At 62.5% G+C, this 26,487-nt stretch carries 18 protein-coding genes; 15 read left to right on the forward strand and 3 right to left on the reverse strand.

Annotated features, from left to right (window positions below):
• Positions 1–221 precede the first annotated feature (221 nt).
• On the forward strand, positions 222–2,630 hold the full coding sequence (locus WKV53_RS17945; RefSeq protein ID WP_341406158.1) for an autotransporter-associated beta strand repeat-containing protein: 2,409 nt from the start codon (positions 222–224) through the stop codon (positions 2,628–2,630).
• Between the two features lie 115 nt (positions 2,631–2,745).
• A complete protein-coding gene (locus WKV53_RS17950; protein ID WP_341406159.1) occupies positions 2,746–7,335 on the forward strand; it encodes a LamG-like jellyroll fold domain-containing protein in 4,590 nt (1,529 codons plus the stop codon).
• Positions 7,336–7,537: 202 nt separating this feature from the next.
• On the opposite strand, the gene WKV53_RS17955 is transcribed toward WKV53_RS17950, so the two are convergent.
• The 3 genes from WKV53_RS17955 to WKV53_RS17965 are packed head-to-tail and all read right to left on the reverse strand — an operon-like array spanning position 7,538 to position 10,935.
• Positions 7,538–7,978, reverse strand: a complete 441-nt coding sequence (locus WKV53_RS17955) for a potassium channel family protein (RefSeq protein ID WP_341406160.1) — start codon at positions 7,976–7,978, stop codon at positions 7,538–7,540.
• A 3-nt stretch (positions 7,979–7,981) separates the two neighbouring features.
• The gene (locus WKV53_RS17960; RefSeq protein WP_341406161.1) at positions 7,982–9,649 is read right to left on the reverse strand and encodes a SulP family inorganic anion transporter; all 1,668 of its coding nucleotides are present in this window, start codon (positions 9,647–9,649) and stop codon (positions 7,982–7,984) included.
• Positions 9,646–10,935 carry an alpha/beta fold hydrolase gene (locus tag WKV53_RS17965; RefSeq protein ID WP_341406162.1) on the reverse strand — a complete coding sequence of 430 codons (1,290 nt, stop codon included), beginning with the start codon at positions 10,933–10,935 and terminating at the stop codon, positions 9,646–9,648. Before WKV53_RS17965 ends, WKV53_RS17960 begins: the two co-directional genes overlap by 4 nt.
• Positions 10,936–11,172: 237 nt before the next feature.
• Between WKV53_RS17965 and WKV53_RS17970 the strand changes: the two genes are divergently transcribed.
• From WKV53_RS17970 to WKV53_RS18030, 13 genes are all read left to right on the forward strand, one after another.
• Positions 11,173–12,624, forward strand: a complete 1,452-nt coding sequence (locus WKV53_RS17970; RefSeq protein WP_341406163.1) for a DcaP family trimeric outer membrane transporter — start codon at positions 11,173–11,175, stop codon at positions 12,622–12,624.
• An 11-nt stretch (positions 12,625–12,635) separates the two neighbouring features.
• Positions 12,636–13,952: an anaerobic C4-dicarboxylate transporter family protein gene (locus WKV53_RS17975; RefSeq protein ID WP_341406164.1), complete on the forward strand. Its 1,317-nt coding sequence runs from the start codon at positions 12,636–12,638 to the stop codon at positions 13,950–13,952.
• Between the two features lie 23 nt (positions 13,953–13,975).
• Positions 13,976–15,829: an aspartate ammonia-lyase gene (locus tag WKV53_RS17980; RefSeq protein ID WP_341406165.1), complete on the forward strand. Its 1,854-nt coding sequence runs from the start codon at positions 13,976–13,978 to the stop codon at positions 15,827–15,829.
• 83 nt (positions 15,830–15,912) lie between these two features.
• Positions 15,913–16,710 (forward strand): bestrophin-like domain, encoded by a 798-nt coding sequence (locus WKV53_RS17985; RefSeq protein ID WP_341406166.1) that lies wholly within the window; start codon positions 15,913–15,915, stop codon positions 16,708–16,710.
• Positions 16,711–16,753: 43 nt separating this feature from the next.
• Positions 16,754–17,125, forward strand: coding sequence for a SpoIIAA family protein (locus WKV53_RS17990; protein ID WP_341406167.1), 372 nt, complete (start codon positions 16,754–16,756; stop codon positions 17,123–17,125).
• 265 nt (positions 17,126–17,390) lie between these two features.
• Positions 17,391–19,589, forward strand: coding sequence for a PAS domain-containing sensor histidine kinase (locus tag WKV53_RS17995; RefSeq protein ID WP_341406168.1), 2,199 nt, complete (start codon positions 17,391–17,393; stop codon positions 19,587–19,589).
• A gap of 397 nt (positions 19,590–19,986) precedes the next feature.
• Complete coding sequence (locus tag WKV53_RS18000; protein ID WP_341406169.1) at positions 19,987–20,898, forward strand: YybH family protein; 912 nt, start codon at positions 19,987–19,989, stop codon at positions 20,896–20,898.
• A 21-nt stretch (positions 20,899–20,919) separates the two neighbouring features.
• The gene (locus tag WKV53_RS18005) at positions 20,920–23,070 is read left to right on the forward strand and encodes a tetratricopeptide repeat protein (protein WP_341406170.1); all 2,151 of its coding nucleotides are present in this window, start codon (positions 20,920–20,922) and stop codon (positions 23,068–23,070) included.
• A 63-nt stretch (positions 23,071–23,133) separates the two neighbouring features.
• Entirely contained in the window at positions 23,134–23,532 is a 399-nt protein-coding gene (locus tag WKV53_RS18010) for a hypothetical protein (protein ID WP_341406171.1), read from the forward strand.
• 52 nt (positions 23,533–23,584) lie between these two features.
• The gene (locus WKV53_RS18015; RefSeq protein ID WP_341406172.1) at positions 23,585–24,220 is read left to right on the forward strand and encodes a response regulator transcription factor; all 636 of its coding nucleotides are present in this window, start codon (positions 23,585–23,587) and stop codon (positions 24,218–24,220) included.
• Positions 24,217–24,348: a hypothetical protein gene (locus WKV53_RS18020; protein WP_341406173.1), complete on the forward strand. Its 132-nt coding sequence runs from the start codon at positions 24,217–24,219 to the stop codon at positions 24,346–24,348. The genes WKV53_RS18015 and WKV53_RS18020 overlap by 4 nt, the downstream gene beginning before the upstream one ends.
• 35 nt (positions 24,349–24,383) lie before the next feature.
• Positions 24,384–24,779 (forward strand): response regulator transcription factor, encoded by a 396-nt coding sequence (locus tag WKV53_RS18025; RefSeq protein WP_341406174.1) that lies wholly within the window; start codon positions 24,384–24,386, stop codon positions 24,777–24,779.
• On the forward strand, positions 24,776–26,440 hold the full coding sequence (locus WKV53_RS18030) for an alpha/beta hydrolase (RefSeq protein WP_341406175.1): 1,665 nt from the start codon (positions 24,776–24,778) through the stop codon (positions 26,438–26,440). Before WKV53_RS18025 ends, WKV53_RS18030 begins: the two co-directional genes overlap by 4 nt.
• Positions 26,441–26,487: the final 47 nt, after the last annotated feature.

Genomic DNA, 26,487 nt, shown 5'->3' on the forward strand with positions numbered 1-26,487 from the left:
CGGGTGGGTGGGATGGGTGTTTCCGCCCATTGCTGGGAGTAGTTCGTGGAACTAGCCTCCGGAACCCTGCGGACTGAGAAGTCGCGGGGCATGATTCGAAGTCTGATTAACCGTTTAAGGTGGTCGCTTTCTTGAACTCTCGCCGTTGACCCGTGGCGAAGCAAGCAGCCGCCTTCGATGGGAAGACATCTTCACCGCTCAAATTACCCCGTCGCTAACCCATGATCGAAAAATCCAACATTCTTCCCGTCTTCCCGCGATCCGCGGGGACACTCCTTACCACCAGCATTGTCTCGCTGCTCGCTACAGGTGCCGCGCTCGCGGTGGACTGGGACGGCAGCCAGAGCACGAATTGGAATGATCCTCTCAACTGGCCGGGCGATGTGTTGCCGGCTGGCGCGGCGGCCGGCGTCCAATCTGTGGCCGGCAACATTGCCACCATTTCTTCTAACAGCGCATTCAATCCGTGCGAGGTGATCATCGGCGGCTGGTTTGCCACCGGCCGCTTGAATCATACGGCTGGCACGCTGACGACCCAGAATGTGGGGTGGCCGCCGGGGTGGTTCCTTATCGGCTTCGGTCCCCAAGGGAATGCCACCTACAATCTGGCGAATACCAGCACCACCGGAGGAACGTTCACCGGCTTCGGCACGGGCACCGGTTCAACCAACATCGTGGACGCACTGTTCGTCGGTGAACCCGGCGGCTCGAATGATGGCGTCGGAGTCGGGACCTTGAACATGAACACGACCGGCAACCTCTCGGTCGCCTTCGACATCCACCTCGGCGTCAGCGGCTGGACCGGCAACATGAACCTGGATGCGGGAGCGGTGACTGCGGGCAATCTGTTTGTGGGAAAGACCGCGAACGGCAACGCAACGGCGGGGAAGGGTAACTTCAAAATGTCTGGTGGAACCGTCACCTTGCGAGACCGGCTCTATCTGGGATTGGGAGACAATGTGGTGGCCACCGGTTCGAACATCGGCACTGCGACTCTCAGTGGCGGAACCTTGAGAACGGACGATCTGCATGATGCCTACTGGGCGGCGGGCGTGAGCATGGCTTCGGCCACCTGGAATGGCGTCACCGGCAGTGGGCAAGGCGGCTCCGGTGGCACGGCGACCTTTCACCTCGACGGTGGCGTGCTCTCGACCATGTACGTTTTCAGCGAAGCCCGCATCGACGACAAGGGAACGCCGGACAATACTGCGGACGACGTCGTGTATGCCAAGGGTACTTCGACCTTCTACTTCAATGGCGGGACGCTCCAAGCCCAGCACAACCGCGATGTGCCGTGGGCGCCCTTTCTCGGCGGCGGCCCCGGCGCGCTGGGGAATCCCCGCGAGCCGTATCTCACCGCCGCCTATGTGCAAGCGGGCGGCGCAGTGATTGACTCGAACGGCGTCAACATTCTGGTCACGCAGCCTTTGCTGGCCGACCCCGTTTCCACGGGTGGTGGCTTTACCAAGACCGGTGCCGGCCGCCTCGAGCTGGCAGGCCAAAACACCTTCACAGGGCCGGTGGTGGCCAGTGCAGGAGAGTTGTTCGTGAATCCCGGCAACGCGCCGAACGAGCGTGCGTTCAGCCACGCGAGTTCGATCACGATCAACGACGGCGCGTTGTTGAGGGCTTCCTCCAACGGCCTGTTCGGATGGGATGGAACGCAGGAGCATCCCATCACGGTGAATGCGGGCGGCTTGCTCATCACCAGTGGCCTGGGTGTGGACGTGGGGGTCGGAGTGGTAACGCTCGCCGGAGGCGAATTGGCGAGCAGCGGTGGCAGCAGTAACTATGGCACCTGGCGTTTCGACAACGCGGGTGACTCGCTGGTGGCGTCGCAGGATTCGACGGTGTCGGCTACCAACGTGAAGTTTGCCAATGGAGCAACCATCAACGTGGCCGCCGGCAAGACGCTGACCTTCACCCCATTTGGCACCATTGATGACGCGGTGATCGGAGGGAAGAGCTCAGTCGTCAAGACCGGGGCCGGAACGCTCCGCTTCGAGGGCTACAACACCTACACGGGTGACACGACCATCAACGCCGGTAGTGTCTACATGTTCTGGAGCTTTCTGCCGGACGTATCGACGGTCCGTATCGCTAGCGGTGCCACCCTCGAACTCGATACCTCGGCGGACGATACCATCGGGGCGCTCATCGTGAACAACACGCCGATGGCTCCCGGGCTCTATCGCGCGTCCAATGTCAATGGGGGAAGTGGTGATGGCACCGTGCTTCCGCAGCTTCTGGGCAACGGCAAGCTGCTGGTGGTGACGCCACCGGTCAGCGGCTACCAGACTTGGGCGAATGCCCATGCCGGCGGTGCTTCCGCCGATTTGGATTCGGATGGCGACGGTGTTTTCAACGGCATCGAATACTTCATGAACGCTCCAGCCGGCATCACCCTGAATCCCCAGTTGGGCGGAGATCACTCGATCACGTGGAGCAACGGCGGCAACATTCCCGCTTCTGCCTACGGAACCGAGTTCGTGGTCCAGACCTCGATTGACCTGGTGAATTGGACGAATGTTCCGATTGGAAGTCTCGCGGTGAACACCAACACGACGCTGACCTATTATCTGACCGGCCAAGGGCCGCGGTTCGTTCGTCTCAAGGTCACTCCGAACTGATCCCGGGGAGGTGTTTCGATCTCCGGCAGTCATGCCCGGCCCCGACGCCTGCATCAGCCACGGGCGGGGCGCGGCTGCCGGAGGAAGATTCGTCAAAAGTTATTTCAGCTTGTTCATGAAGATTCTCTCCCGCCTTCGCGTGGCATTGGCCGCTGTTTTCTGCGGCGTGATTTCTTGTTTGGGAAGTGCATACGCGTGGCAGTCCGACAACGGCGATGGCACCTACACCAATCCGGTTCTGTATGGCGACTACTCCGATCCCGACATCACGCGCGTGGGTTCGGATTTCTACATGGTGTCGTCGAGCTTTGTCAGCTCGCCGGGGCTGACGGTGCTGAAGTCGAAGGACATGGTGAATTGGGAGTTTGCGGGCCACGCGGCGGATCCGGTCGGCACCACGGATGCGCACAATTTGGTCAACGGACAGACTGCCTACGAAGGCGGTATCTGGGCGCCAAGCATCCGCCATCGCAATGGCATCTTCTACATCGCGGTGCAGCCGACGTTTTCCAACGGGCGCATCTACTATGCCTCCAATCCGGCCGGGCCGTGGAATTTTTATCAGCTCGACCGCGGCATCTACGATCCCGGCCTTTTCTTCGATACGGACGGGACCGGCTATATTCTCAGCGGGCACGGTTCGCAGACGCTGATGGTGCTCAATGCCACTTGCTCGGCAGTGGTCGCCCAATACGACAATCTGGTGAACTCCGGTGGCGAGGGAACGCACCTCGTCAAACGTGGCAGTTGGTACTACGCCTTCAATGCCAACCCAGGTGTGTGGCCCTTCCAGCTCCGCTGCTCGCGCACGCAGAACCTGATCAATGGTCCTTGGGAGACCGGCCATGTCTGCCTTACCTCCACGACGGGCGGTCACCAGGGCGCGATCGTGGATGTCAATGACAGCGGGCAGTGGTTCGGCTTCGTCCATCAGGACAGCGGATCGATCGGGCGCATGCCGAGGATTGGGCCGGTGTTTTGGGAGAACAACTGGCCGGTGTTTGGCACTGCGTCGAACCGCGACAACATGGCGGCCAGCTATCCGAAGCCAGTGGCGGGTCAGCCCTTGAAGACCCCGGCGACTTCCGATGACTTTAGTAGTTCCAGCCTCGGGCTCCAGTGGCAGTGGAACCACAATCCCGATCCGGCGAAGTGGTCGTTGAATGAGCGTCCGGGCTACCTGCGCTTGCGGGTGGGGCAAGCGACGGAATTCTGGAAGGCTCGCAATACCCTGACGCAAAAAGCGCAGGGGCCGCGCAGCCAAGGGGTGGTGAAGCTCGATCTCACCAACTTGCAGCCTGGCGATGTTGCCGGATTCGGGACGCTCGGGAAGATCAGTGCCCACCTCGCGGTGACTGTGGATGCCGGCGGCGGCAAGACGCTTGGCATGAAGATGCGCAATGACAAGGTCGGTAGCTATGCCGGCGCGTCTGGCGTGCCGATCGCTGGCAATACGCTTTACCTGCGCACTGATCTTGATTTCACGAGGGATCTCGGTATTTGCGCCTACAGCACCGATGGCAGCACCTGGACGACGCTGGGTGGGAATTTTCCGCTGATGTTCGGCTACGGGTCTACCTGGCAGGGCGAGCAGTTTGCGATTTTTTGTTACAACGCAGGCACCGCGACGAGCGCCGGCTACGTGGATGTGGATTCATTTGCGTTCACCGCACTCGGCGACAATGCCGATCTCGTGAAGCCGCAGCGTGGCCGCGCCAAACTGAATGCCTCCCGGACCACCTTCGTCGCGGACAACGGACAGCTGCTGCGTGGACCGTATGAATCCACCGAGTGGACGACGGCTGCACCGATCGGCGAGGTGGCCCGCATCAAGGAGCTCGGCTTTAACACGGTTCATCTCTATGCCGAGTCCTTCGATCCGGCGTATCCAGCCAGTGGCAGCACGGCACCCGGCTACGCGGTGGCGGAGGTGGACAAGTTCGTCCAGATGACGCGTGACCTCGGGCTCTATCTGGTCATCACGATCGGGAATGGTGCGAACAACGGGAACCACAACCGCCAGTGGGCGGCCGCATTCTGGAACTACTATGCTCCTCGCTACAAAGATGAGACCCACGTGCTCTACGAGATCCACAACGAGCCGGTAGCGTGGGGGCCGCCCTATCTTACTGGAACCACTCCGGCCGGAGCGATGGACATGGAGGTGGAAGCTTACAACCTGATCCGCCAGCAGGCGCCTGCCACTCCGGTCCTGCTTTTCACCTACGCTGTCTTCGGGGAAGCGGGCGGTGCTGCTGCGGCGCTTGCCGACATCCATGAGTTCAACCAACGGGTCCACGGAAACCCCAACGCGGTGTGGACCAATGAGGCGGTCGGATTCCATGGCTACGCCGGATGGAAGGGAACGGCCCAAGCGGTGGCAGGATTGCTTGGAGCGGGCTATCCCTGCATGATGACGGAGTTCATGAGCTTGGATTGGGGGAATGGTGAGGGCCAGGACATCGAGCTGACCTCGGAACTCGAACGGATGGGTGTCTCGTGGAACTGCTTTCTCACGATTCCTCCCTATGGGGTTTCACCCGACGTTACGAAGAACGAGCATTTCAAGGACCTGGTCGATGATGCGGGGATGAGTTGGACGCCCGATTTCGGGACGTGGCCGGTTTCCCGAAGCGCCTATGGCAATGGCAGCCAGCCTCGCAAGACTCCTGAAGATTGGAGCGGGGGATTTCTCCATGGCACCCTGCGAATCGAAGCGGAGGACTTCGATCTCGGAGGACAAGGGGTGGGTTTCAGCGATCTGGATACGGCCAACCTTGGTGGACAGTATCGGTTAGGTGAAGGGGTCGACATCGAATCAACCTTGGACGCTGGAGGCGGCTATGACATCGGCTGGACCAACTCCGGCGAATGGATGGACTACTCGATCTGGGTGGCAGAGGCGGGCACGTATGACCTTCGCTTGAGGATTGCCAGCATGTCGGCGGGAAAGGTCCGGATTGAGTGCAATGGCTCCGACAAGACCGGTGATTGGTCCTTGGCCAGCACTGGAGGCTGGCAGACGTGGGTGACGGCGACGCGGCAGGTTTTTCTGGAAGCAGGTCGCCAGAAGCTCCGGCTGAATGTCACCGGTGGCGCTCCCAACTTGAACTGGATCGAGCTTTCGCCATCGGCCACGGGGCCGATCGCGGATGGCATCTACAAGCTCGTCAATCGTGGTAGCGGACTCGCGATGGATGGTGCGGGGAACGAAGTGGTCCAGCAGTCCTATACTGGAGCAACCTCACAGCAGTGGCGGCTCGAACACGTCGGTGGAGGCAACTACAGGATCTCGTCGGTCGCGGACAACGACCGCTGGACCAATGGCGGATTGCCGAATGACAAGATCGGGCAGGTCTGGTGGTGGGGAACAGATGCGCCATGGCAGCGCTTCCTGTTCCGCCCGACCGAAGGAGGGTTCCAGCGGATCGTCACCGCTAGCTTTGGCCGTGAGTTCGAGCCTCAGAGCGGTTCGTCGAATGCGGGTGCATTTGTCGTAAACACCGGCATTGCTGGCTACGACGGCTCAGCGAAGCAGCAATGGGCGGTGCAGGCCTTGTCTGCGCCGGGGATTCCCACGGCGCTTCGGGCCAGCTTCAACACCAGTGGTGGCATCGCGCTGGCGTGGAATCCGGTGGAGGGAGCGACGGGCTATGTGGTCAAGCGATCCGTCACCAGCGGCGGATCCTACACAATCATGGCCAGTGGAGTCGGGGTGACGACGTTCACGGACACGACCGCGCTTGCGGAGACCGACTACTACTATGTAGTGAGTGCCTTGGTTGGCCAGGTCGAGGGACCGGATAGTGCGGAAGCCGCCGCGCCGCGCTTTCGTGCCTGGTTGAGATTCGATGAGAACAGTGGTGCCACCGCGTCCGATTCATCGGGGAATGGTTGGAATGGATCCTTGGTGAACGGTCCTTTGTGGGGATCCGGCCACTTCGGCAATGCGGTGAGTCTTGACGGTTTCAATGACTACGTTTCGCTGCCGGCTGGGATTGTCTCCGGTCTGACGGACGTTACGATTTCCGCGTGGGTGAAGCTCGATGCCATCGGTAACTGGTCACGGGTATTCGACTTTGGCAGCGGAACGAACAACTACATGTTCCTGACTCCTTCCGCGCCGGGAGGGGCTCCTCGCTTTGCCATTCGCACGCCGTCCGTGGGGGAGCAGATCATCGACGGGTCGGGACCGCTGTCCGTGGGCACGTGGACCCACCTTGCGGTCACGCTTTCAGGAACGACCGGTACGCTGTATGTGAATGGTGCGGCTGTTGGCTCGAATGCGAACATTACCCTCGATCCATCGGACCTGGGGAACACGGCGGCCAACTTCATCGGGAAGTCCCAGTGGGCCGATCCTTATCTGGATGGCTTGGTCGACGATTTCCGGATCTATGGCTCGGCGCTCAGTGCCTCAGCGATTGCCGCCCTGACCACCCAAACGGAGCTCGTCATTCCTCCCATCACCGAGGAAGAACTGGGTTCTCCCCGGTTGGTCATTGGCGGAGGTGTTGCCAATATTACCGCTGCGAAATCGGTGGCTGGTCATTCCTATCAGCTCCAGTATAGCGACAGTCTTTTGGCTGGCTCCTGGATAAATCTCGGAGCGCCGCAAGCGGGCACCGGAGCCGGGTTGTCCTTTGAGGTGCCGGTGCCATCGCAGATCAAGCGACGCTTTTACCGGTTGGTCATTCAGCCCTGAGTCAAAGTGCCGATGCTGTCTGAAGAACTTCTCCTGCAGAGAGACACACATGATCGCCGTGGGGTACGGGTTTCTCCACGGCGATCATTCTGTCGCCTTTGGCCCAGTAGAGCCATGTGAACGATTTCAAGCGCCCGCCAGTCGGCTGTTGGAACAGGTCCGACAGCCGAGGCAACCTGGCGGGCGTGATTTTCTGACTCATTCACTTTGTCGCCGTTGGGCGATGATGGAGTCGCGCCTCCAAGAGGCGATGGGCGATGGCAAAGAAGAGGCCGGTGGAAAGACCGCACATGAGGATGCCGGTCAGGCCCTCGGCTGGGCCGAGAGTGCGCCAGCCCTGCGGCAGGACCACGTCGCCGTAGCCGAGCGTCGAGTAGCTGACGCCGGAGAAATAGAGGGCGGTTTCGAAGTTCGGGAGGCAGCCTTGAATCTGGAAATAGACGGCCCACAGGACGATCTGGAAGAGGTGGAGGGAGGTGAGCTTCCAAGCGACCTGCACTATCACGAGTGCGACCTTCCAAGGGCGGTCGGTTGGCACCGGAGGATGGTGGTGGATCTGGCGAAGGATCAGCGCGATGCCCGTGGAGTGGATGAGCACGCAGAGCCCGAGCAGGATGAAGGAGGCGAACAATTCCGCGAGCATGGGTCAGGCGGGGTGCGGTTCGCCGCGGAGGAAGGCGTCGACGGCATCGGCGACGCTGGTGTGGCGATTGATGGTGCCGGTTTTTTCGTCGATCTCTTCCTGCCGGAGCTTGTCGCGGACGGAGGCGTGGGCTTCGACGATCTGGAGGCGGATGCCGGTGGTGGCGAGTTCGGAGTGCAGGGCACCGAGGGTGGCTGCGGCCTGAAGGTCCACGCGCGGGGCGGCGGAGAGGTCTAACAGCACGAGCTTGGGCTTGGTGGTCTCCGCTGCGGCCGTGATGCGGTCGCGGACGTGGTCGATATTGAAATAGACCAGGCCGGACTCGGGCCGGACGATCAGGACGCCGGGAATGGATTCGTTGTCCTCATGGCGGGCGCTGTCTGAAAAGCGCCGGGTGCCGGGGATGCGACCGAGGACGGCGACGTGCGGCTTTGACGCACTGCGGATGAGTTGGAACATGGAGATGACGGCGCCGAGCATCACGCCTCGCAGGAGGCCGGAGCAAAGCACTCCTGCGAGGGCTGCCATCGCGACGATGAATTCGGGGCGGTCGTATTTCCACAGGCGCTTGAGGGCTTTCACCTTGAAGAGGCCAGCGATAGCAACGAGCACGATGGCTGCCAGTGCGGGCTGTGGGAGGTTGTGGAGGAGGCTGGAGAGGAAGAGCGCGACGATGAGGATGATAAGGGAGGCGATCAGGCCGGAGAGAGGGGTCTTGGCACCGCCGCTTTCATTGACGAGCGACTGGGACATGCCGCCGCTGATGGGGAAGCTGCGGCCTAGGCCGGCGGCGAGATTGGAGAGCGAAAGGGCGAGGAACTCGCGGTTGCTATCGAAGCGGCCGCCGTGTTTCGCGGCGAACATGCGGCCGATGGCGGCGGTCTCCACGGCGCCGAGCATGAAGCAGGCGAGGGCGAGGGGGAGCAGGTCATTGAGGTCGCTGGCTTTGATGCCGGGCAGGCCGGGCATGGGGAGGCCCCGGGGGACTTCGCCGAGCATCTTCACGCCCTGCTTCTCCAAACCTAACAGGGTCGCCGCGATAATGCCGCCGATGACGACGAAGAGGCCGACGGGTTTGTTTTTCAGGAAGATCTTGCCGAGAATTAGGACGGCCAGTGCGGCGATGCCGGTGAGCAGCGCGGCCATGTTGGTCTGGTCGAGGTGGGAGAGGAAGTGTCCGCTGCGCTCCCAGAAGTCGCCGTGGCCGCCCTTGTAGCCGAAGAGCTTTGGCAGCTGTGAGCTGGCGAGGAAGAGGGCGACGCCGCACTTGAAGCCGATCATGACCGGCTCTGAGATGAAATTGACGATGGTGCCTGCCTTCACCAGCCAAGCGATGAAGGCGATGATTGCTACGAGAAGTGCCGTACATGCCGCCAGGGCAGCGTGGCGGGCGGGATCGCCATCTGACATGGGAGCGAGCGAGGCTCCAATGAGCAGGGAGATGGCGGAGGTGACCGTGATGACGGTGTGACGGGAGCCGCAGAAGAGCCAGAAGACGAGGCCGCCGAATAGGCAGGCGTAGAGGCCAGCTTCGGGAGGGAGGCCGGCGAGCGAGGCATCGCCGATCCCGGCGGGAAGCAGATAGGCCGCGAGGGTGATGCCGGCGACGACGTCGGCGCGCAGCCATTCACGCGGGTAGCTGCGGAGCCAGGAGAGGGCGGGGAAGTTCATCGCGGGGCGGCATCGAGGATCTCCTTCGCACGGGTGAGCGGACCTCGGGCAGAGAGGATCGAGACGTGGTCCTCATCATAGCCTTGGACGCTGGCGGCATCGGCTTTCGCCTCGGGGCGGAGTTGGCTGGCGACGCTGACGGTTCCGTCGTTCTCCTCCGGCAGCAGGAGGGAGCGCTTGGCGTGGTGGCTGTAGAAGAGGTGGTGGCTTACTTTGCCTTTCAGGCGTTCGTCGAAGAGGCGGTTGAGGAAGGCGGAGCCGTTTTCCATGTCGCGCCATGAGGGTACTACGGAGGGGGCGCGTTTCACGCCGGCGGCTGCGGCTTCGTGGCCGCCCCATGGGGAGGAGAAGGTGATGAAGGTATTGATGTAGCGATTGCCGTCCTCGATGACGTTTTTCTCGATGAAGCGGCGCGAGACGAGTCCGCCCATGCTGTGGGCGACGACATGAAGGCGCTGGAATCCGTAGCGGTGCTGAAGGGCTTTGACGCCGTCATTGAGGGCACTGGCGCATTCCTCGAGACGGAGGCCGGAGGGGTAGAAGGCGAACCATGGCTGGTAGCGCTTGCGGTCGATGCGTTCCATGGCGTAGCGCCAGTCCTGGGGCGATCCGGCTGCGCCGTGGACGAAGAGCACGGGTATGCGCGCGGGATCGTAGGGCTCCAGGAAATAGAGTCCGAAGCCGGTGGTGGCAGCGGTGGTCGCGGGTGCCCACAGGCCGTCCGAGCCGCGGGTGGCGGCGAAGCGCGGGTCATCAAGCTTTGCGATTTCGCCGAGGCTGAGGCGGACGCCGTGGCCGGTGACGAATTGGTCCACCGTGCGACCGGCCAGGGCATTGTCGATCGCTTGGCGCAGGCCGGATGGCATGGAGCCGGGGCGGAGGTCGCCCCGGACTTCCGCCCGGCGGGATGAGTCGAATTCGACAGCTTGCGGCTGGCCGTCCCGGCCGGCGTGGAACCACAGCGGCTCGCCGGAGTCGTAGCGGCCATTCTTGTTAGAGTCGGCGAAGGCGGCGACGAATTGGCGGGCGGGATTCTTCACCGAGAAGATGAAAGCGCCGCCGGTGGCGAGTTCGACGCGGTCGCCGGAGTCGATCCGGTTCGCGGGGCGGTCCCATTCGAACACCACGGCGCGCACAGGGACCTTGAAGTCATCGGCGTTCGTGATGCGGCCGTGGATGTGGTATCCTTGATCGAGAATCTCCAAGTCGGCGGAGAGGCGACGGAAGTTTCCGCAGCCGGTCAACAGAGGGAGCGCCAGGGCGAACAAGAGGACAGGCGATTTCATGGAGACTATGTTTCGGAGCCAGCTTGGCAATGTTGCCACCGGCGCGGGCCATCAAGTCGAGCCCGCGATGGGAAGCGGGCATGCTACTTTGGTTGTACGGGAAACCCTTTGCCCGAGAGACATGGAATCTTTTATCAGGGGATAATGTCTCGGGTCGTTCCCAGTCGTCGTGAGTTGCAAGATGGACCTTTGCGCGTTTCCTCCGGGGCCGTAGGTGCAGCATTGCTATTGGGATTCATGCCTGCTGCCCGGGGCGACGATGTGGAAGACATGAAGAAGTCGCTCGCCACGATGGAGCAAACCATTGCCGAGCTGAAGACGCGAATCGCGGTGCTTGAGGAGGAGAAGGCGGCGGACAAGGAGAAGCCGGAGCCGGCACATGCTCACCACCACGCTTCCGCACCTGAACCCGCGGCGGAGCCAGCACCAGCCGCGCCGGCGTCGACACCGGCGATCACGAACGCCGTGGTCGTGGCGCCCCAGCCGGGAAGCGCGGGATCGGCGAGCACGGTGCGCGATTACGATGGTTTCCAGGATCTCCAACAGGCCGCGCCGCGTCCGGAGAATAAGCCGCTGGATCCAGAACTGAAGGGGTTCATTCTCATCCCCGGCACCGATACCATGGTCAAACTGGGCGGTTCAGCCCGGGTCGATGCGATCACTGACTTCGCCAACAACGGCAATCCGAACCAGTTCATCCCCTCGACCATTCCGGTGGGAAACCAGACGGGATTCGGTGGTGACGAACGTTCGACCATTCACGGCAAGGGGACCCGTATCAGCTTGGAAATCCGTCGTCCGACCGAGCAGTTCGGGAACCTGAGAATCTACAACGAGAACGACTTCTTCGGCGACTCGACATCAAATGCGATGACGTTCCGAGTCCGCCACTTCTACGGGCAAGCGTGGAACTTCCTGATCGGCCAGACTTTTTCCGGTTTCATGAATCCGGACGCTTGGCCGGACGTGCTCGACTACCAGGGTCCAGCGGGAATTCTCAACCGTCGCCAGGCGCAGATCCGCTATACCCAGCCGTTGTGGGATGACTGTGGGGAAGGCCATGCCTACATCAGCGTCGAGTATCCCGAGAGCGACATCCTGGATTCAACCCTGCCCGCCAGCTCCAAGGAGCGGAGCAGCACGCCGGACTTGATCATCGGGGGACGATGGGAAGGTGACTATGGGAACATCCAACTCGCAGGTATCGGCCGCAGTATCGGCTTTGAAAGCGACGCTGGGCCGCAGGGGGACACCGTTGGCTGGGGCGTGAGCTTGTCCGGCCAGTGGCACATGACCGAGGACGACGATCTTTCAGCGCAGGTCGCGTATGGCGAAGGCATCGCTCGCTATGTGAACGATTTCAACGGCAACAATCTCGATGCCGCGTGGGTTGGCGATGATCTGGAGGCGATCCCGATCTTCGCGCCGATGGTCGGGTATACGCATCGCTGGAACGAGCACTTCCGCTCGACGCTCACGGCGAGCTGGGTGATGGCGGACTTGCCTTCGACGGTGTCGGCACTGACGCCGGAGAATACCGCGAGCTTCAGCGCCAATCTGGTGTGGCAGCCGACCAAGTCCTTCCGCCTGGGTCTCGAGTATCTCTTCGGCACGAAGGAGACGTATGACGGTACCGACGGCGATGCCCAGCGCCTGAACTTCGTGATCCGCTACGACCTCGTCAAATAACCGGAGTAGCCATGGACATTAAGATCATCCTCGAAATCCTCGTGATCCTCGGCGCGCTGGCGATGGGGGCACGGACGGGTGGCGTCGGGCTGGGCCTGTGGGGCGCGGTGGGGCTGCTGGTGCTTGTGGTGGGTTTTCAGCTCCCGCCGGGCAGCATTCCCGGTGATGTCCTTTTGATTGTCCTCACCGTCATCATGGCGGCGTCGGCGATGGAGGTTGCGGGTGGGATCGATTTCCTGGTCCGGGTGGCGGAAAAGATCATCCGGAAGAATCCGAAGCAGGTGACGATCGTGGCTCCGCTGGTGACCTATGCGTTCACCTTTGCCGCGGGCACGGGGCATATCGTGTATCCGCTACTACCGGTGATTTTCGAGGTGGCGCATGAGAATGGCATCCGGCCGGAGCGGCCGATGGCGATTGCCACGATCGCGTCGCAGCAGGCGATCACAGCGAGCCCCGTTTCGGCCGCGACGGCGGCGATGATCACGATCCTCGCGTCGCATGGCTACGGGCTGGTCCAGATCCTTTTGATCTGCGTGCCGTCGACGCTGCTCGGGGTCGTGATTGCCGCGATCGTGCAGCTGCGGGTCGGGAAGGAACTGAAGGATGATCCGGAGTATCAACGCCTGCTCGCCTCGGGCGAACTGCAGCCGCCGGAGAAGTCGACGGGCGCGGAGCTGCCTCCGATCAAGAAGGGTGCCCGGGCCAGCGCGTTAATCTTTTTGAGCGGGGTGGGACTGGTGGTGCTCGCTGGGATTTTCAAGCAGCTCCGGACCATCGGCGGCGTGGAGGTGCCGATGGCCAACTCGATTGCGATCGTGATGCTCACCGTGGCGGCGGTGATCATGACGGTGACCAAGATTCCTGCCAGCGAGGTGCCGAAGTGCAAGACGTGCCAATCCGGCGTCTCGGCGATCGTCGGCATTCTCGGACTGGCGTGGCTCGGCGACACCTTCATGGACGCGAACAGCGAGGTGATCATCGGCGGCCTGAAGCACATGGCGGAAGCTGCGCCGTGGACTTTCTCTATCGGGCTCTTCGTTGCCTCAATGCTGCTCTTCAGCCAGGCGGCGACGGCCAAGACGCTGATGCCGCTAGGGCTTTCGCTGGGGATCCCGGCACCGCTGCTGATCGGGATGTTCCCGGCGGTGAACGGATACTTCTTCATTCCCAACTACGGAACGATCATTGCCGCGATCCAGTTCGACCGCTCGGGGACGACGCGGATCGGCAAGTATTTGCTGAACCATTCTTTCATGCTGCCGGGAATGATTTGTACTGTCGGTGCGGTTGGCTGTGGCATGCTGATCGGGAAACTTTTCTTCTGACCATCTTCTAACAAACCATCTCCATGAGCTTCTCCGACAAGCGTGTCCATGACATCGCCGGTGCCGTAGGCATTGAATCCGGCGATTTGCTGGACCTATTCACCCGTGGCCATTCGCGGGAGTACAAGGCAGGCGACTATCTCTTCCATGAGTCCACGCCACGGCAGTGGATGGGCATCGTGGAGGAGGGGGAGATTGAAATCGTGGCGGGGGTGCACGGCAGTACGACGCGGCTTGCCACGCTGACGCGAGGGACGGCATTCGGGGAAGGGGTGATGCTGGATGATTTGCCGCATGCTTCATCGGCAGTTGCGCTTACTGCGGCCAAGGTCCTGCTGATCCCGCGGGAGGCTTTCGATGAGCTCCGTGCAACGAAGCCGGAGGTGTTTTACCGGATGGTGGGGCATGTGGCGCGACGGCTCAGCACGCGGCTGCGCGATGCGAACCGGCACCTCGCGGGAGCGGGGCCGGCGGTGGCGGCGACGTGGCGACGCGAGCACGACTCGCTCGGCGAGCGCGAGATTTCGGACGGCTATTACTACGGCGTGCAGACGCTGCGCGGGATGGAGAACTTCCCGTTGTCCGGGATTCCGCTCAGCCACTTCAGCCACTTCGTGCGAAGCCTAGCTTACGTCAAGAAGGCGGCGGCGAGCGCGAACCAGGAGCTTGGCGTGCTCAAGCCCGATCGCGCTGCGGCGATCATGGCTGCTTGTGACGAAGTCATTGCCGGGAGCCTCCATGCTCATTTCACGGTGGACATGATCCAGGGTGGCGCGGGCACCTCGACCAACATGAACGCGAACGAGGTGATCGCCAACCGCGCGCTTGAGATCATGGGGTATCGCAAGGGGCAGTATGAGCACTTGCATCCGAACGACGACGTCAACTGCTCGCAATCGACCAACGACGCCTACCCGACGGCGATCAAGCTGGGGGTGATCCTGACGCTGCGCGACGCGGTGTCGGCACTCCGCGAGTTGCGTGAGGCGCTGGAGGCGAAGGCGGCGGAGTTTGCCGAGGTGCTCAAGATGGGCCGCACCGAGAACCAGGACGCAGTGCCGATGACGCTCGGGCAGGAATTCGGTGCCTATGCGGTGATGATTGGAGACGGCATTCGCTACCTTGAGAGGGCTGGGGAAGAGCTTCACGAAATGAACATGGGTGCCACTGCGATCGGTACCGGCATCAATAGCCCGCCGGGCTATGCGGAGCTGTGCACGCGGCGGCTCGCGGAAATCAGCGGGGTGCCGGTGACGCTTGCCGCCAATCTGGTGGAGGCGACGCAGGACAGCGGCGGCTTTGCGCTGATGAGCAGCGCGATGAAGACCGCGGCGGTCCAACTTTCGAAGATCTGCAACGACCTGCGCTGGCTTTCCTCCGGACCTCGTTGCGGGCTCTATGAGATTCGCCTGCCCTCAATGCAGCCCGGTTCTTCGATCATGCCGGGCAAGGTGAATCCGGTGATTCCGGAAGTGGTTAGCCAGGTCTGTTTCCAGATCATTGGCGCGGACGTGACGGTTTCGATGGCTTCAGAAGCCAGCGAGCTCGAGTTGAACATGGCCGAGCCGATCATTGCGTTCAACCTGCTCTTCGGCCTGACGCTGCTGCGCAATGCGGCGGTGATCCTGAATGCGCGCTGCATTTCCGGAATCCAGGCGAACAAGGAGCGCTGCATGGAATACGTGCGGAACTCGATCGGCCTCGTGACCGCGCTCAACCCGGTGCTGGGCTACGAACGCAGTGCCGCGATCGCGAAGGAAGCGCTGGCGACCGGCGGCAGCGTGTATGACCTGGTGCTTGCGAAGGGCTGGCTCGCCAAGGAGCAGCTCGATGATTTGCTTTCGCCGGAGAAGATGACCAGGCCGCGGTCGCTCTAGCAGATGAAAGATCCGCGGGGCATGGGCGATGCGGATCGCGGGGCAAAGAGGTTCTGATGGCTTGCTGAAAACCCGATCCCGCCATGTCCCACGCAGGCATTCTCGATGTCGTCCCGGTCTGGGTTTTCTTCATCTTCGTGGCGTTGATTGCCATCGTTCCGATCGAGGTGGGGCAGCGCTTGGGGGCGCGACGCCGACGGAAAGAAGACCATGAATCGGAGGGGCCGGTCAGCAGTGTGGTGGGAGCCACTCTCGGGCTGCTCGGCTTCATGGTGGCGCTGACGGTGGGATCGACCACGGCTCGATTTGATGCGCGCAAGGAGGCCATCATCGATGGCGTGAATGCGATCGAGACGGCCTACCGGAATTCGGCCCTGTTGCCGGAGCCGCACCGGAGCGAGTGCCGCCAACTGCTGCGGGACTACACGGCGGTCCGCATCCAGATGCCTGCGTTGTTTGGCGACCCCGATCACCTGCGGGCGCTGGACGCTCAGGTCAGGAAGCTGCAACGATCGCTGTGGTCCCATGCTGAGGAGTTGGCGCGGGTGGATCGCAGCTCCGAAATCTATGCGCTCTTCACCGCGAGCCTCAATGAGGTGGATCAGCTTTACAACAAGCGGATCATCATGGGATCCCAGCATCGCATTCCCTTTCTGGTGTGGGTGGTGCTGTTCATTGTGACGATCATCACGATGCTCGGAGTGGGATTCCATTTCGGGCTGGCGGGCAGCCGTAGCTTGACCGCCAATCTCATGCTGGCGCTGACCTTCGCGCTGGTGATTTCGCTGATTTTCGACCTCGACCAGCCCGGGAAGGGGTGGGTGAACGTCAGCCAGCAGCCGATGGACGAACTGAACGAGAGGCTGCATGCGGCCGAGTGACGATGTGCTAGGTTCCAGGAATCGACTCAAAACCGTCTGCGCCATGATCGAACATCACTTTGACGAGAGCCATGCGATCCTTCACGTGCAACCCAAGGGATCACTGGAGGAAGCTGACTTCGAGGCGCTGGCCGGCGAGGTGGACCCGTTCATTGCGGACGGCGGAGAACTTGCGGGGCTGATTGTGGAGACGCCGGGCTTTCCGGGGTGGTCTTCGGTGGCGTCGATGATCGCGCACCTGCGTTTTGTCCGCGATCACCATCGGCACATCCGGAAGGTGGCGGTGGTGACGGATTCGCCGTTGGGGAATCTGGCCGAGCATGTGGCGTCGCATTTCGTGGCGGCGGAGATCAAGCCGTTTCCCGCAGGGGAAGTGGAGGCTGCGCGGCTGTGGATCCTAGGGGATGGGGAGTGAGCCGGGCGGTGACCCGTGGCTATCGGCCAAGGGACTCTGGCGATTTGCGAGGCTGCGTGAGAATTGGTGGCGACGGAACGTGGACGCTACGCAATAGGGTGGGGGCCAGTCGTTGTAAAATCGGGGACTTGCTCCGGCCGGTGAGACCTGATAGAAGGAGCGAAATGCACGGCATAACTACGGGACGTGGCTGGCCGAGGCGGGGAGGAAGGGAGCGAGGGGATGCGGATTCCTGCGGGGCGGGTTGTGTGAGGGGGCGAGAACGATGAATGCGGTTTCCATTTTGTGGCCGATGATTGCGGGTGCCTGCCTGGTGCTGGCGGCAGTCCAATTGCTGGTGCGGCTGCACGACAAGAATGCGCAGGCCAACTTGTGGCTGGCGCTTCTTTCTCTGGCGATCACGGGGATTGCGGCCGCAGAGCTTGCGCTGATGCTGGCGGGCTCCACGGAGGACTTTGCCACCGCCACGCGGTGGATTCACGTGCCGATCTTCATCACTTTCGTCGCTATTGTTAGATTCGTGACGCGTTGCTTTGGCACCGCGCGGGGTTGGCTGGGCTGGACCGTGATCGGGGTCCGGGCGTTCGCGCTGGTGCTGAACTTCGCGGTCGGCCTGAACCTCAATCACGATGCGATCCTGCGGTTGCGGCCGATCCGATTTCTTGGTTCCACGGTGATGACGGCGGATGCGGTTTTCAGCCAACGGACGAGGATCGCCGAGGTGAGCACCTTGCTGTTGCTGGCGTTTGTGGTGGATGCCTCGTTGCGACTGTGGCGGAAGGGAGAAGCCGACGCGCGCCGACAGGCGGTGGTGATCGGGGGCAGTGTGACGGCGTTCGTGGTGATCGGCTTCGCCCAAGGAGTGCTCATTCACTCCGGCGTGGTGGCGATGCCCTATTTGATCAGCTTGCCGTTTCTGGTGGTGGTGGCGGCGATGAGCTATGAGCTGAGCCGCGACTTGCTACGCTCGGCGCGAAACGCGGAAGAATTGCGGGAGGTAGCCGAGAGCATGCATCTAGCTGCCGGTGCCGCGGGGCTGGCCTTTTGGCGCTGGGAAATTCCCCAGGACCGAATCTGGGTGAATCCACAGGGGCGTGCGCTCTACGGCGTGCCGGCAAACACGCCGATCACTTTCGAGCGCTACCTGACTTCGCTACATTCCGAAGACCGCGAGCGGGTGCGGCGCGGCATTGAGGGCGCGCTCACGGGAAACGGGGAGCTTCGCACCGACTACCGGGTCAAGGATAGCGCCGGGATGGAGCATTGGGTGGAGGCGCGCGGAAAGGTGGATTTCAACGGCGGCGGCAAACCGCTCCGGATGCGCGGGGTCTCGATCGATGTGACCGAGCGGCACCACATGCAGGAGCGCTTTCGCCTGAGCGTGGATGCGTCGCCGAATGGAGTGGTGCTGGCGAATGCGGCGGGCTTGATCCTGCTGACGAACCGGCGAGCCGACGAGATGTTAGGCTATGCGCCGGGGGAGTTGTTAGGCCAACCGGTGGGGAACCTGCTGCCCGAGCGCCATCGATGCGAGCATGCGGCCCCTCGCGAGGGCCTTCACCGGATGCCGGAGTCCCGGACGATGGAGGCGGGTCACGAGCTTCATGCGCTGCGCAAGGACGGCAGCGAGTTTCCCGTGGAGATCGGGATCAGCCCGGTGGAAAGTCCCGAAGGCACGCTGGTCCTCAGCGTGATCGTCGATATCAGCGCTCGCCGGGAGGCTGAGGAGGAGGCGAGACGTCATCGTGATGAGCTGGCCCATGTCACCCGGGTGACGACGTTGAGCGAATTGTCCGGCTCGCTTGCTCATGAGTTGAATCAACCGCTGGCAATCATTCTGGCAAATGCGCAGGCGGCGCAGAGGCTGATGGCGCAGTCGCCTCCGGACTTGGCAGAGGTGAAGGACATTCTCACCGACATCGTCGATGAAGACCGGCGCGCCGGGGAGGTGATCCAGCGGTTGAGGGCCCTGTTAAAGCGCGGCGAGACGAAGATGCTGCCGGTGTCCTTCAACGAGATCGCCACCGAGGTGCTGCACCTTACCCACGCCGACCTGATCGGGCGAGGGGTGACCGTTTCACGGGAGCTGTCTCCGGAGCTGCCGCTGGTGGCGGGTGATCGCGTGCAGCTCCAACAAGTGCTGCTGAACCTGGTGCTCAATGCCGCCGACGCGATGGCAGGCAATCCCGTGGGTTTCCGCCAGATCCAGGTGGTGACCTCGCTGGAAGGGGATGTCGCACGGCTATCTGTCCGAGATGCGGGCTGTGGCTTGCCCGAGGATGTGGAGAGACTCTTCGAGCCCTTTTTCACCACCAAGCAGCATGGGCTCGGCATGGGGCTGGCGATCTGCCGGTCGATCGTGGCGGCGCATGGCGGGCGTCTGCGGGCGCAACCCCATTCGGAATGCGGCGCGGTCTTCCATCTGGAGATCCCGGTCTGTCCCCAGCAAGCCGCCTGGTCCTGACCGAGGCGTGAGGCGATATCAGGAGCGCCCGGGATTCGGGCGGTAGGATGAAGGCGCGGGAGAAGACCGGGGCGAACGCCATTTTGCGACGGGGAATCGTGGCGGGCGGAGGCTGTTTCACCGACAGGGAAGGGGGCGCTTTGGGAGCGGTTTTCCTTCCCCAATCCTTTCTCCGGAACACGTGAAGGAATGCTCCGCAGCATTTTGCTAATCGTTCGGATACGTTCTCGAAATCTTAATAGATGCAATTCGCAACGTCTGAGTCAGAGATGTCACGAATAGCACCAAAGTCGTACTTCCAAAATCCTGCCAAGCTATCATAGAAGTAATAAGGCAGCGAAAGGTTGTAGCCTTCCGAGATCGCGCCGTTGCCCGTCACCACTGTCGCATTCCGCGCATGAAAACGAACCTGACCGCCGGCCTGGTGCTGGCACTCACCCTTGCTTCCGGCCTATGCGCCGAGGAAGCGTCTCCCGAGATCGCCGGTCTGGAGAAGACCGCCAAGGATTTCGTGGCCGCCTATAACAAGAAGGACGCTGCGGCCCTGGCTGCGCTCTTCACTGAGACAGGCGAAATCACCGATCTCGACGCCACCGACATCACCACCGGCCGAGAGGACATCCAAGCCCGCTATCAAGCCATCTTCGAAGCACCTGATGCTCCCCAGATTTCGATCGATGTGGATTCCGTGCGGCTCGTTGGCAAGGACCTCGCCATCGAGGACGGCACGGTTCACGCCACTCCACCGGGCGACGACGATGTGGCGACGTCGATGGACTACACCGCGGTGCTTCAGAAAGGTGAAGACGGTGCGTGGCGGATCGCCAGCACGCGCGATCGCGAGGACTCTTCCGATGCCGCTGGTCAGCTGGCGGAACTGGCCAAGGCACTGAAGGGCGACTGGACGGCGACCCGCGAGGGCCTGCGGCTCGACATCGCCTTCGGCTGGGATGACTCCGGGAATTTCCTGGTTGGCGAGATGCTCGCGACCGCGGCGGACGCCAAGCCGGTGAAGACGACCATTCGCATCGGCTGGGACCCGTCGCGGAAGACGATCACGTGGTGGAACTTCGATGACGGCGGCGGATTTTCGAAAGGCGACTGGACGCCGGTGGATGACGGCAAGTGGCTGATCCGCACCGAGGGTGTCACGGAGGATGGCGAAGTCACGAGCGCCAACCAGACGCTTACCTTTGATGGGCCGGATGCCTTCGTGTGGGACGCCGGCGAACGGCTTGTGGATGGCGAGAAGCAGCCGGACGTGGAAATGCGAGTCGTCCGGCAGACTCCGGAACCTGGCGCCCAATAAAACCTTCAACCTCCTCAGACCATGAAAGCTTCAATCTTCAATTGGATCGTAGTCGCAATCATCGGCATGTCCTTCATCGCCGCTGATGTCGAGGCGCGTGGCGGCGGACGCGGGGGTGGCGGTGGTGCCCGTGGTGGTGGCGGCGGTGGCCGCAGCATGTCGCGCGGAGGTGGTGGCGGCGGGTTTAGTGGCGGCGCATCCCGCAGCCCGTCTCGCAGCTATAGCGGCGGCGGCTCGCGGAGTACCAGTTCCGCGCGGCGCAGTCCGGCGACGGGCTCGAAGGTCCAGTCGCGGCCTTCCTCTAAGCCGTCAGGTTCCAGCCGTCCTTCAGCGTCGCGGCCGTCGGCTTCCACGCGTCCGTCTACCCGTCCTTCGCCGGGTGGTGGAGGTGCTGGTGGCGCGGGACGCCCTGATGCCGGTGGTGGAGCTGGTTCCCGTCCGGGTGGACCGAATGCCAGCCGGCCGGGAGGGGCAACGAAGCCTTCCACCTTGCCCGGCATGGTGGGTTATCCGAGCAAGCCCGGCGGACCGGGTGGTGCTGGCGGGATCGGAGGAGCCGGTCGTCCTGGTGGACCGGGTGGGCCCGGCGGTCCGGGAGGGGCTGGTCGCCCCGGTGGACCGGGTGGGCCTGGGGGCATTGGCGATGCCGGTCGTCCCGGAGGTCCAGGTGGTCCTGGAGGAGCGGGCCGTCCCGGTGGGCCGGGTGGTCCCGGAGGACCGGGGGGCGTTGGCCGACCCGGAGGTCCAGGCGGACCTGGAGGTGTCGGACGTCCCGGTGGACCCGGTGGCGTGGGACGCCCCGGCGGCATCGGTGGCGTGGGCCGTCCCGGTGGCATTGGTGGTCTCGGCGGCGTCGGGGTTGCCGGTGGCATTGGAGGCCTCGGCGGGGTTGGTGGAATTGGTCGACCTGGTGGTATCGGCGGAGTTGGCGGCGTCGGTGGAATCGGCGGCGGCTGGGATGGTAACAAGTGGGGGGGTAACAGTGGTATTTGGGGAAATGGCAACAATTTCACCAATATCAACATCGATAATAACTTCCGGCATAACAATAATTTCGCCGGTGGTCCGGGGCATTGGGGCGGTCACCCGTGGTGGGGCGCCGGTCATTGCCACGGCTGGCATCACGGCCACTGGGGCTGTGGCTGGAACAGTGGCTACTGGCACAGCAACTGGTGGTGGGATGATGATGACGACTTCGGCCAGGGCTTCATGTGGGGCATCGCGGCCTGGAGCCTGGGCAGCATGATCTACAACACGGGCTACCAATCGTACAGCAACCCGTATCCTGCCCCGCCGGTGCAGAACTCGACGGTGGTCTATACCCAGCCGATGTCGGTCACGGCCGCGGCCAATCCGCCGGGCGATGAGAAGACGGTGGCTGCTGCCGACACCAAGGCGGAAGATGACATGGATGTCTCCCGTGCCGCCTTCAAGAACGGCGACTACACCGCCGCGCTGAGATCCGCCGATGAGGCGATCGCGGCCACGCCGAGCGATGTGAGCCTCCACGAGTATCGCGCGCTGTGCTTCTTCGCGCTCGGGAAATATGCGGACGCCGCCGGCGTGCTGAATCCGGTGCTGGCCTCCGGTCCGGGCTGGAGCTGGGACACGATGGTGGGCTTCTACGGTAGCTCCAGTAGCTACGAACAGCAGCTGCGCAAGCTGGAAGCATGGGTGAAGGCCAGCCCCGACAAGGCGGAAGGTCACTTCCTGCTCGGCTACCACTACCTCGTGTGCGGGCACATGGAGAAGTCCTACGAGCAATTCGACCAGACCGCGAAGCTGCAGCCGGCCGATGGCATCGCCCGCCAGCTCCGCGACCTGACGAAGAACTCGCTGCCTGACGACGGCGAGTCGGACGCGGCCCGTCCGCCGAAGCCGGATCCGATTCCGAAGGAAAAGCTGACCGGCACGTGGACCTCGGACGCGTCCGGCGGCAAGATCACCTTCAAGCTGCAGGATGACGGCAACTTCGTCTGGAGCTTCGCCGGCAAGGAACAGAACTCCGAGATGAAGGGGACCTGGGGTCTCAACGACAAGGGCCTGCTGGTGATGAACGCCGAGGGCTCGCAGATGGTCACCGCCGTCTCCCTCGAGGGCGAGAAGTCCATGAAGTTCGTCATCGTCGGTGGTCCGACGGGTGACCAGGGCCTCACCTTCAACAAAGGCTAATCCATTCCCATCGGGCCGGGGCGGTGATGTTGCCGCCCCGGCCTGCATTTTCCCCTCCTACCTATGAAATCGTTCCTCGCCATTATTCTAACAGCTCTGATCCCGCTTTCAGGATTGCTGACAAGCTGTGCCTCGATGGGTGCTTCCAGCACTGAGCCACTTTTGTCCGCTGCGGGCTTCCACGTGAAGACTCCGGAGACCTCGGCCCAGAAGGCCATCTACGCCGAACTCCCGCCGTACAAGGTGCAGCGGGGAACCCATCAGGGGAAAGTCTTCTACGCTTACAAGAACGAGAAAGAAGGCGTGGCCTATGTGGGCGGCGAGGCGGAATACCAGAAATACCAGAAGCTTGCCGTGGAGCGGAGCATCGCCCGCCACCAGTATGAGGCGGCGCAAATGAACCAGTCGCTGTCCTATCGCTGGTACGGTGCCTATCCGGGGTATTACGGGCGCTACTATTAATCAATCAATCTGCCGAGATCGAGAGCTCCGAGAATCCCTTCCCCATGTCGCCATGAACGGAACCACCATTCACCTCGTCGATGACGATGCCGGCCTGCGCAAGGCCATCTCCCGCCTCTTATGGGCGGAAGGATACGATGTACGGGCCTTTGCCAGCGCCGCCGAATTCCTCGACGCTTGTCACACGGGGGAGATCGAATGCTTGCTGTTAGATGTATCGATGCCGGATCTCGATGGTCTCGAGCTCCAGCGCCGGCTCGTGCGCTCCGGAGCTACGGTGCCGATCGTATTTCTCACCGGGCACGGCGACATCCCGATGTCGGTGCGTGCGGTGAAGGCGGGGGCGGTGGACTTTCTCACCAAACCGGTGGACGGATACGAGCTGCTGGAAGCGGTCAGGGCGGCGCTTGTCCAATCGGGCGTGGACCGCAACGACCGTGAAGAGACTTCCCGGATTGCCGGCCGCTTCAGCCGGCTCACGCCGCGGGAGCGCGAGGTGCTGGAAGGGGTGGTCGCCGGCAAGCCGAACAAGATTATCGCCGCCGAACTCGGAACCTGCGAGCAGACGGTGAAGGTCCACCGGGGCCGTGTGATGGAGAAAATGGGGGCGGAGTCGCTGGCGGACCTGGTGCGCGCGGCTGACCGGATCGGTGCCCTGAAGAAGCTGGCGGTCTGCAAGGCGGGATGAAGTTTTGCGTGTATGCCCTGACCATCGCCGCCGGTGGAGCGGCGATGGGGCGGGATTTGAATGGCTTGGCCTCGCGTGGCAGTGCCGGTGGGGCGGGGGATAGTGAGGGGAATAGTACCATGGTCTAATGGAACCGTGCGCTGAATTGCGATGGTATGTCCGTGTGAACCGCCTTCCTGTGATCGCCGTCCTCGATGACGAGCCGAAGCTGCGGAAGGCATTGCGCCGGCTGCTGGTCGCGCATGGATTCGCGGTGGTCACTTTCGAGCGGGGCGAGGATGTGGTTGCTGCTCTGACGGCACAGCCGCTGGATTGCCTGCTCCTGGATCTCCACATGGAAGCGACGAATGGCTTCGACGTGTTGGAGGCCATGGCCGACCGCGGGCTGACCACCCCGGTGATAGTCATCACCGGTCACGGCGAACCCGACACCGCCGAGCGCGTGATGACGATGGGTGCCGCCTCTTATCTCAACAAGCCGGTCGATGAATCGGCGCTGCTCGCTGCCATCGGCGATGCGATTGGAACCCGCTCTACCCCTTGGAATTCTCACCCATGAAAGGACGTTTCGCTGTTGCTTCCCTTGTTTGTGCCCATTTGCTGTTAGGTTCGCTGTCGCTGCTGAATACCGGTTGCACCGGCTATGCCGACGTATCGGAGCGTGATCCTGAGTTGCTTTCGATCCGGTCGACCTCGGGGCCCTTGGCTGAGGCGGGACGGAAGATCAGCGTGGCGCTGAAGGCCGAGAAGAAGAACCCGGCGGCGGCAGTCGGCGACCTGCTGGTGGCGGCGCGTCACGCGGCGGAACAGCTCCAGAAGGTTCCCGGCGACACGGAGGCGCAGACGACGTACAACTATGCGGTTTCCCGCGTCTTCGAGGTGCTCAAGGAGTCATCGCTCGATCCATGGACGAGGCCGCTCACCGTTCCCACGCCGGAGGGCGAGATCGTGCTGACCCACAAGCCCGACCCCCGGCCGGGCTGGAAGCCGGAACTCTTTGACTTCACTCCGGCGGATCGTATCGACCTGAAGGGGAGCTACGTGAAGAATCGTACCACGCGCCCGGGCATCGGTGCGCCGCTGGTGGCAAGAGGGAAAGGCGTGAACGAGCGGATGAAGCAGGACTTCACCATTCCGCGCATTTATTACGGGGTGACGGCTGTTGTTCGTTTCGAGGGCAAAAAGGCCGTGGTTTCCTTTGAGGATCCGCTGGCGGTGGAAAAGGTCAATTTCGCCGGGCACGAGCAGACCCTGGCGGCGGATTTCACCGTGCCGCTCGCGGTGATGCTTGCCAGCACCAAGCCGCGGAAGTTCGAGATCATGCGGATGCTGAAGCCGGCAGAGTATGCCGAGACGGCCCGGATCGCGCGGCTTCAGCCCTATGACCCGGACAAGACCGTGGTGCTGGTCATTCACGGGCTGATGGACTCGGAGGCGACCTGGACTCCGATGATCAATACCCTCCGTGGCGACCCAGAGATCCGGAAGAACTTCCAATTCTGGTTCTACAGCTATCCGAGCGGCTATCCCTATCCCTACTCTGCGGTACTGCTGCGGAAGGAACTGGATGCGATCCAACAGCGCTACCCGCTCAAGAAGAAGATGGTCTTGATCGGCCACAGCATGGGCGGGTGCATCAGCCGACTTCTGATCACGGATACCGGAGACCAGCTCTGGAAGGACTTGTTCAAGAAGGCACCGGCAGACACCCATCTCTCGGAGGAAAGCAGGAAGCTCTTCAGCGACGCAGTGATTTTCAAGCACCGCCTGGAAGTGGGCCGGGTCATCTTCGTGGCCGCGCCGCTCAAGGGGAGCAATCTGGCCAGCGGTCGTCTGGTTCGCTGGGCATCCGGGCTCATCAAGTCGCCCGTGACGCTTTTGAAAGCGGGTAGCGAGGCGCTCCAGTCCACGACCTTCGACGAAGGGGATTTGAAGTTGACGCGCATTCCCAGCAGCGTCGATACGCTCACGCCTAACAACCGCTTCGTGAAGGCGATCAACCGGGTGCCGATCACGCCGGGCATCCCCTACCACACGATCATCGGCGACCGCGGAAAAGGGGACAGTCCCAACTCCAGCGATGGCGTGGTTCCCTACTGGAGCTCGCACATGGACGGAGGTGTCTCGGAAAAGATCGTCCCATCCGGTCACAGCGCCCACCAGAACGACGAGGCGATCGCGGAGGTCCGCCGCATCCTGCTGCTCCACCGCGGCCTCTGAGTGGGGCGCATTCATCCACTATACCATCTCCAACCCCAATAGAACAG

The sequence above is a fragment of the Luteolibacter sp. Y139 genome (genome assembly GCF_038066715.1).
GTDB classification, from domain to species: domain Bacteria; phylum Verrucomicrobiota; class Verrucomicrobiia; order Verrucomicrobiales; family Akkermansiaceae; genus Haloferula; species Haloferula soli.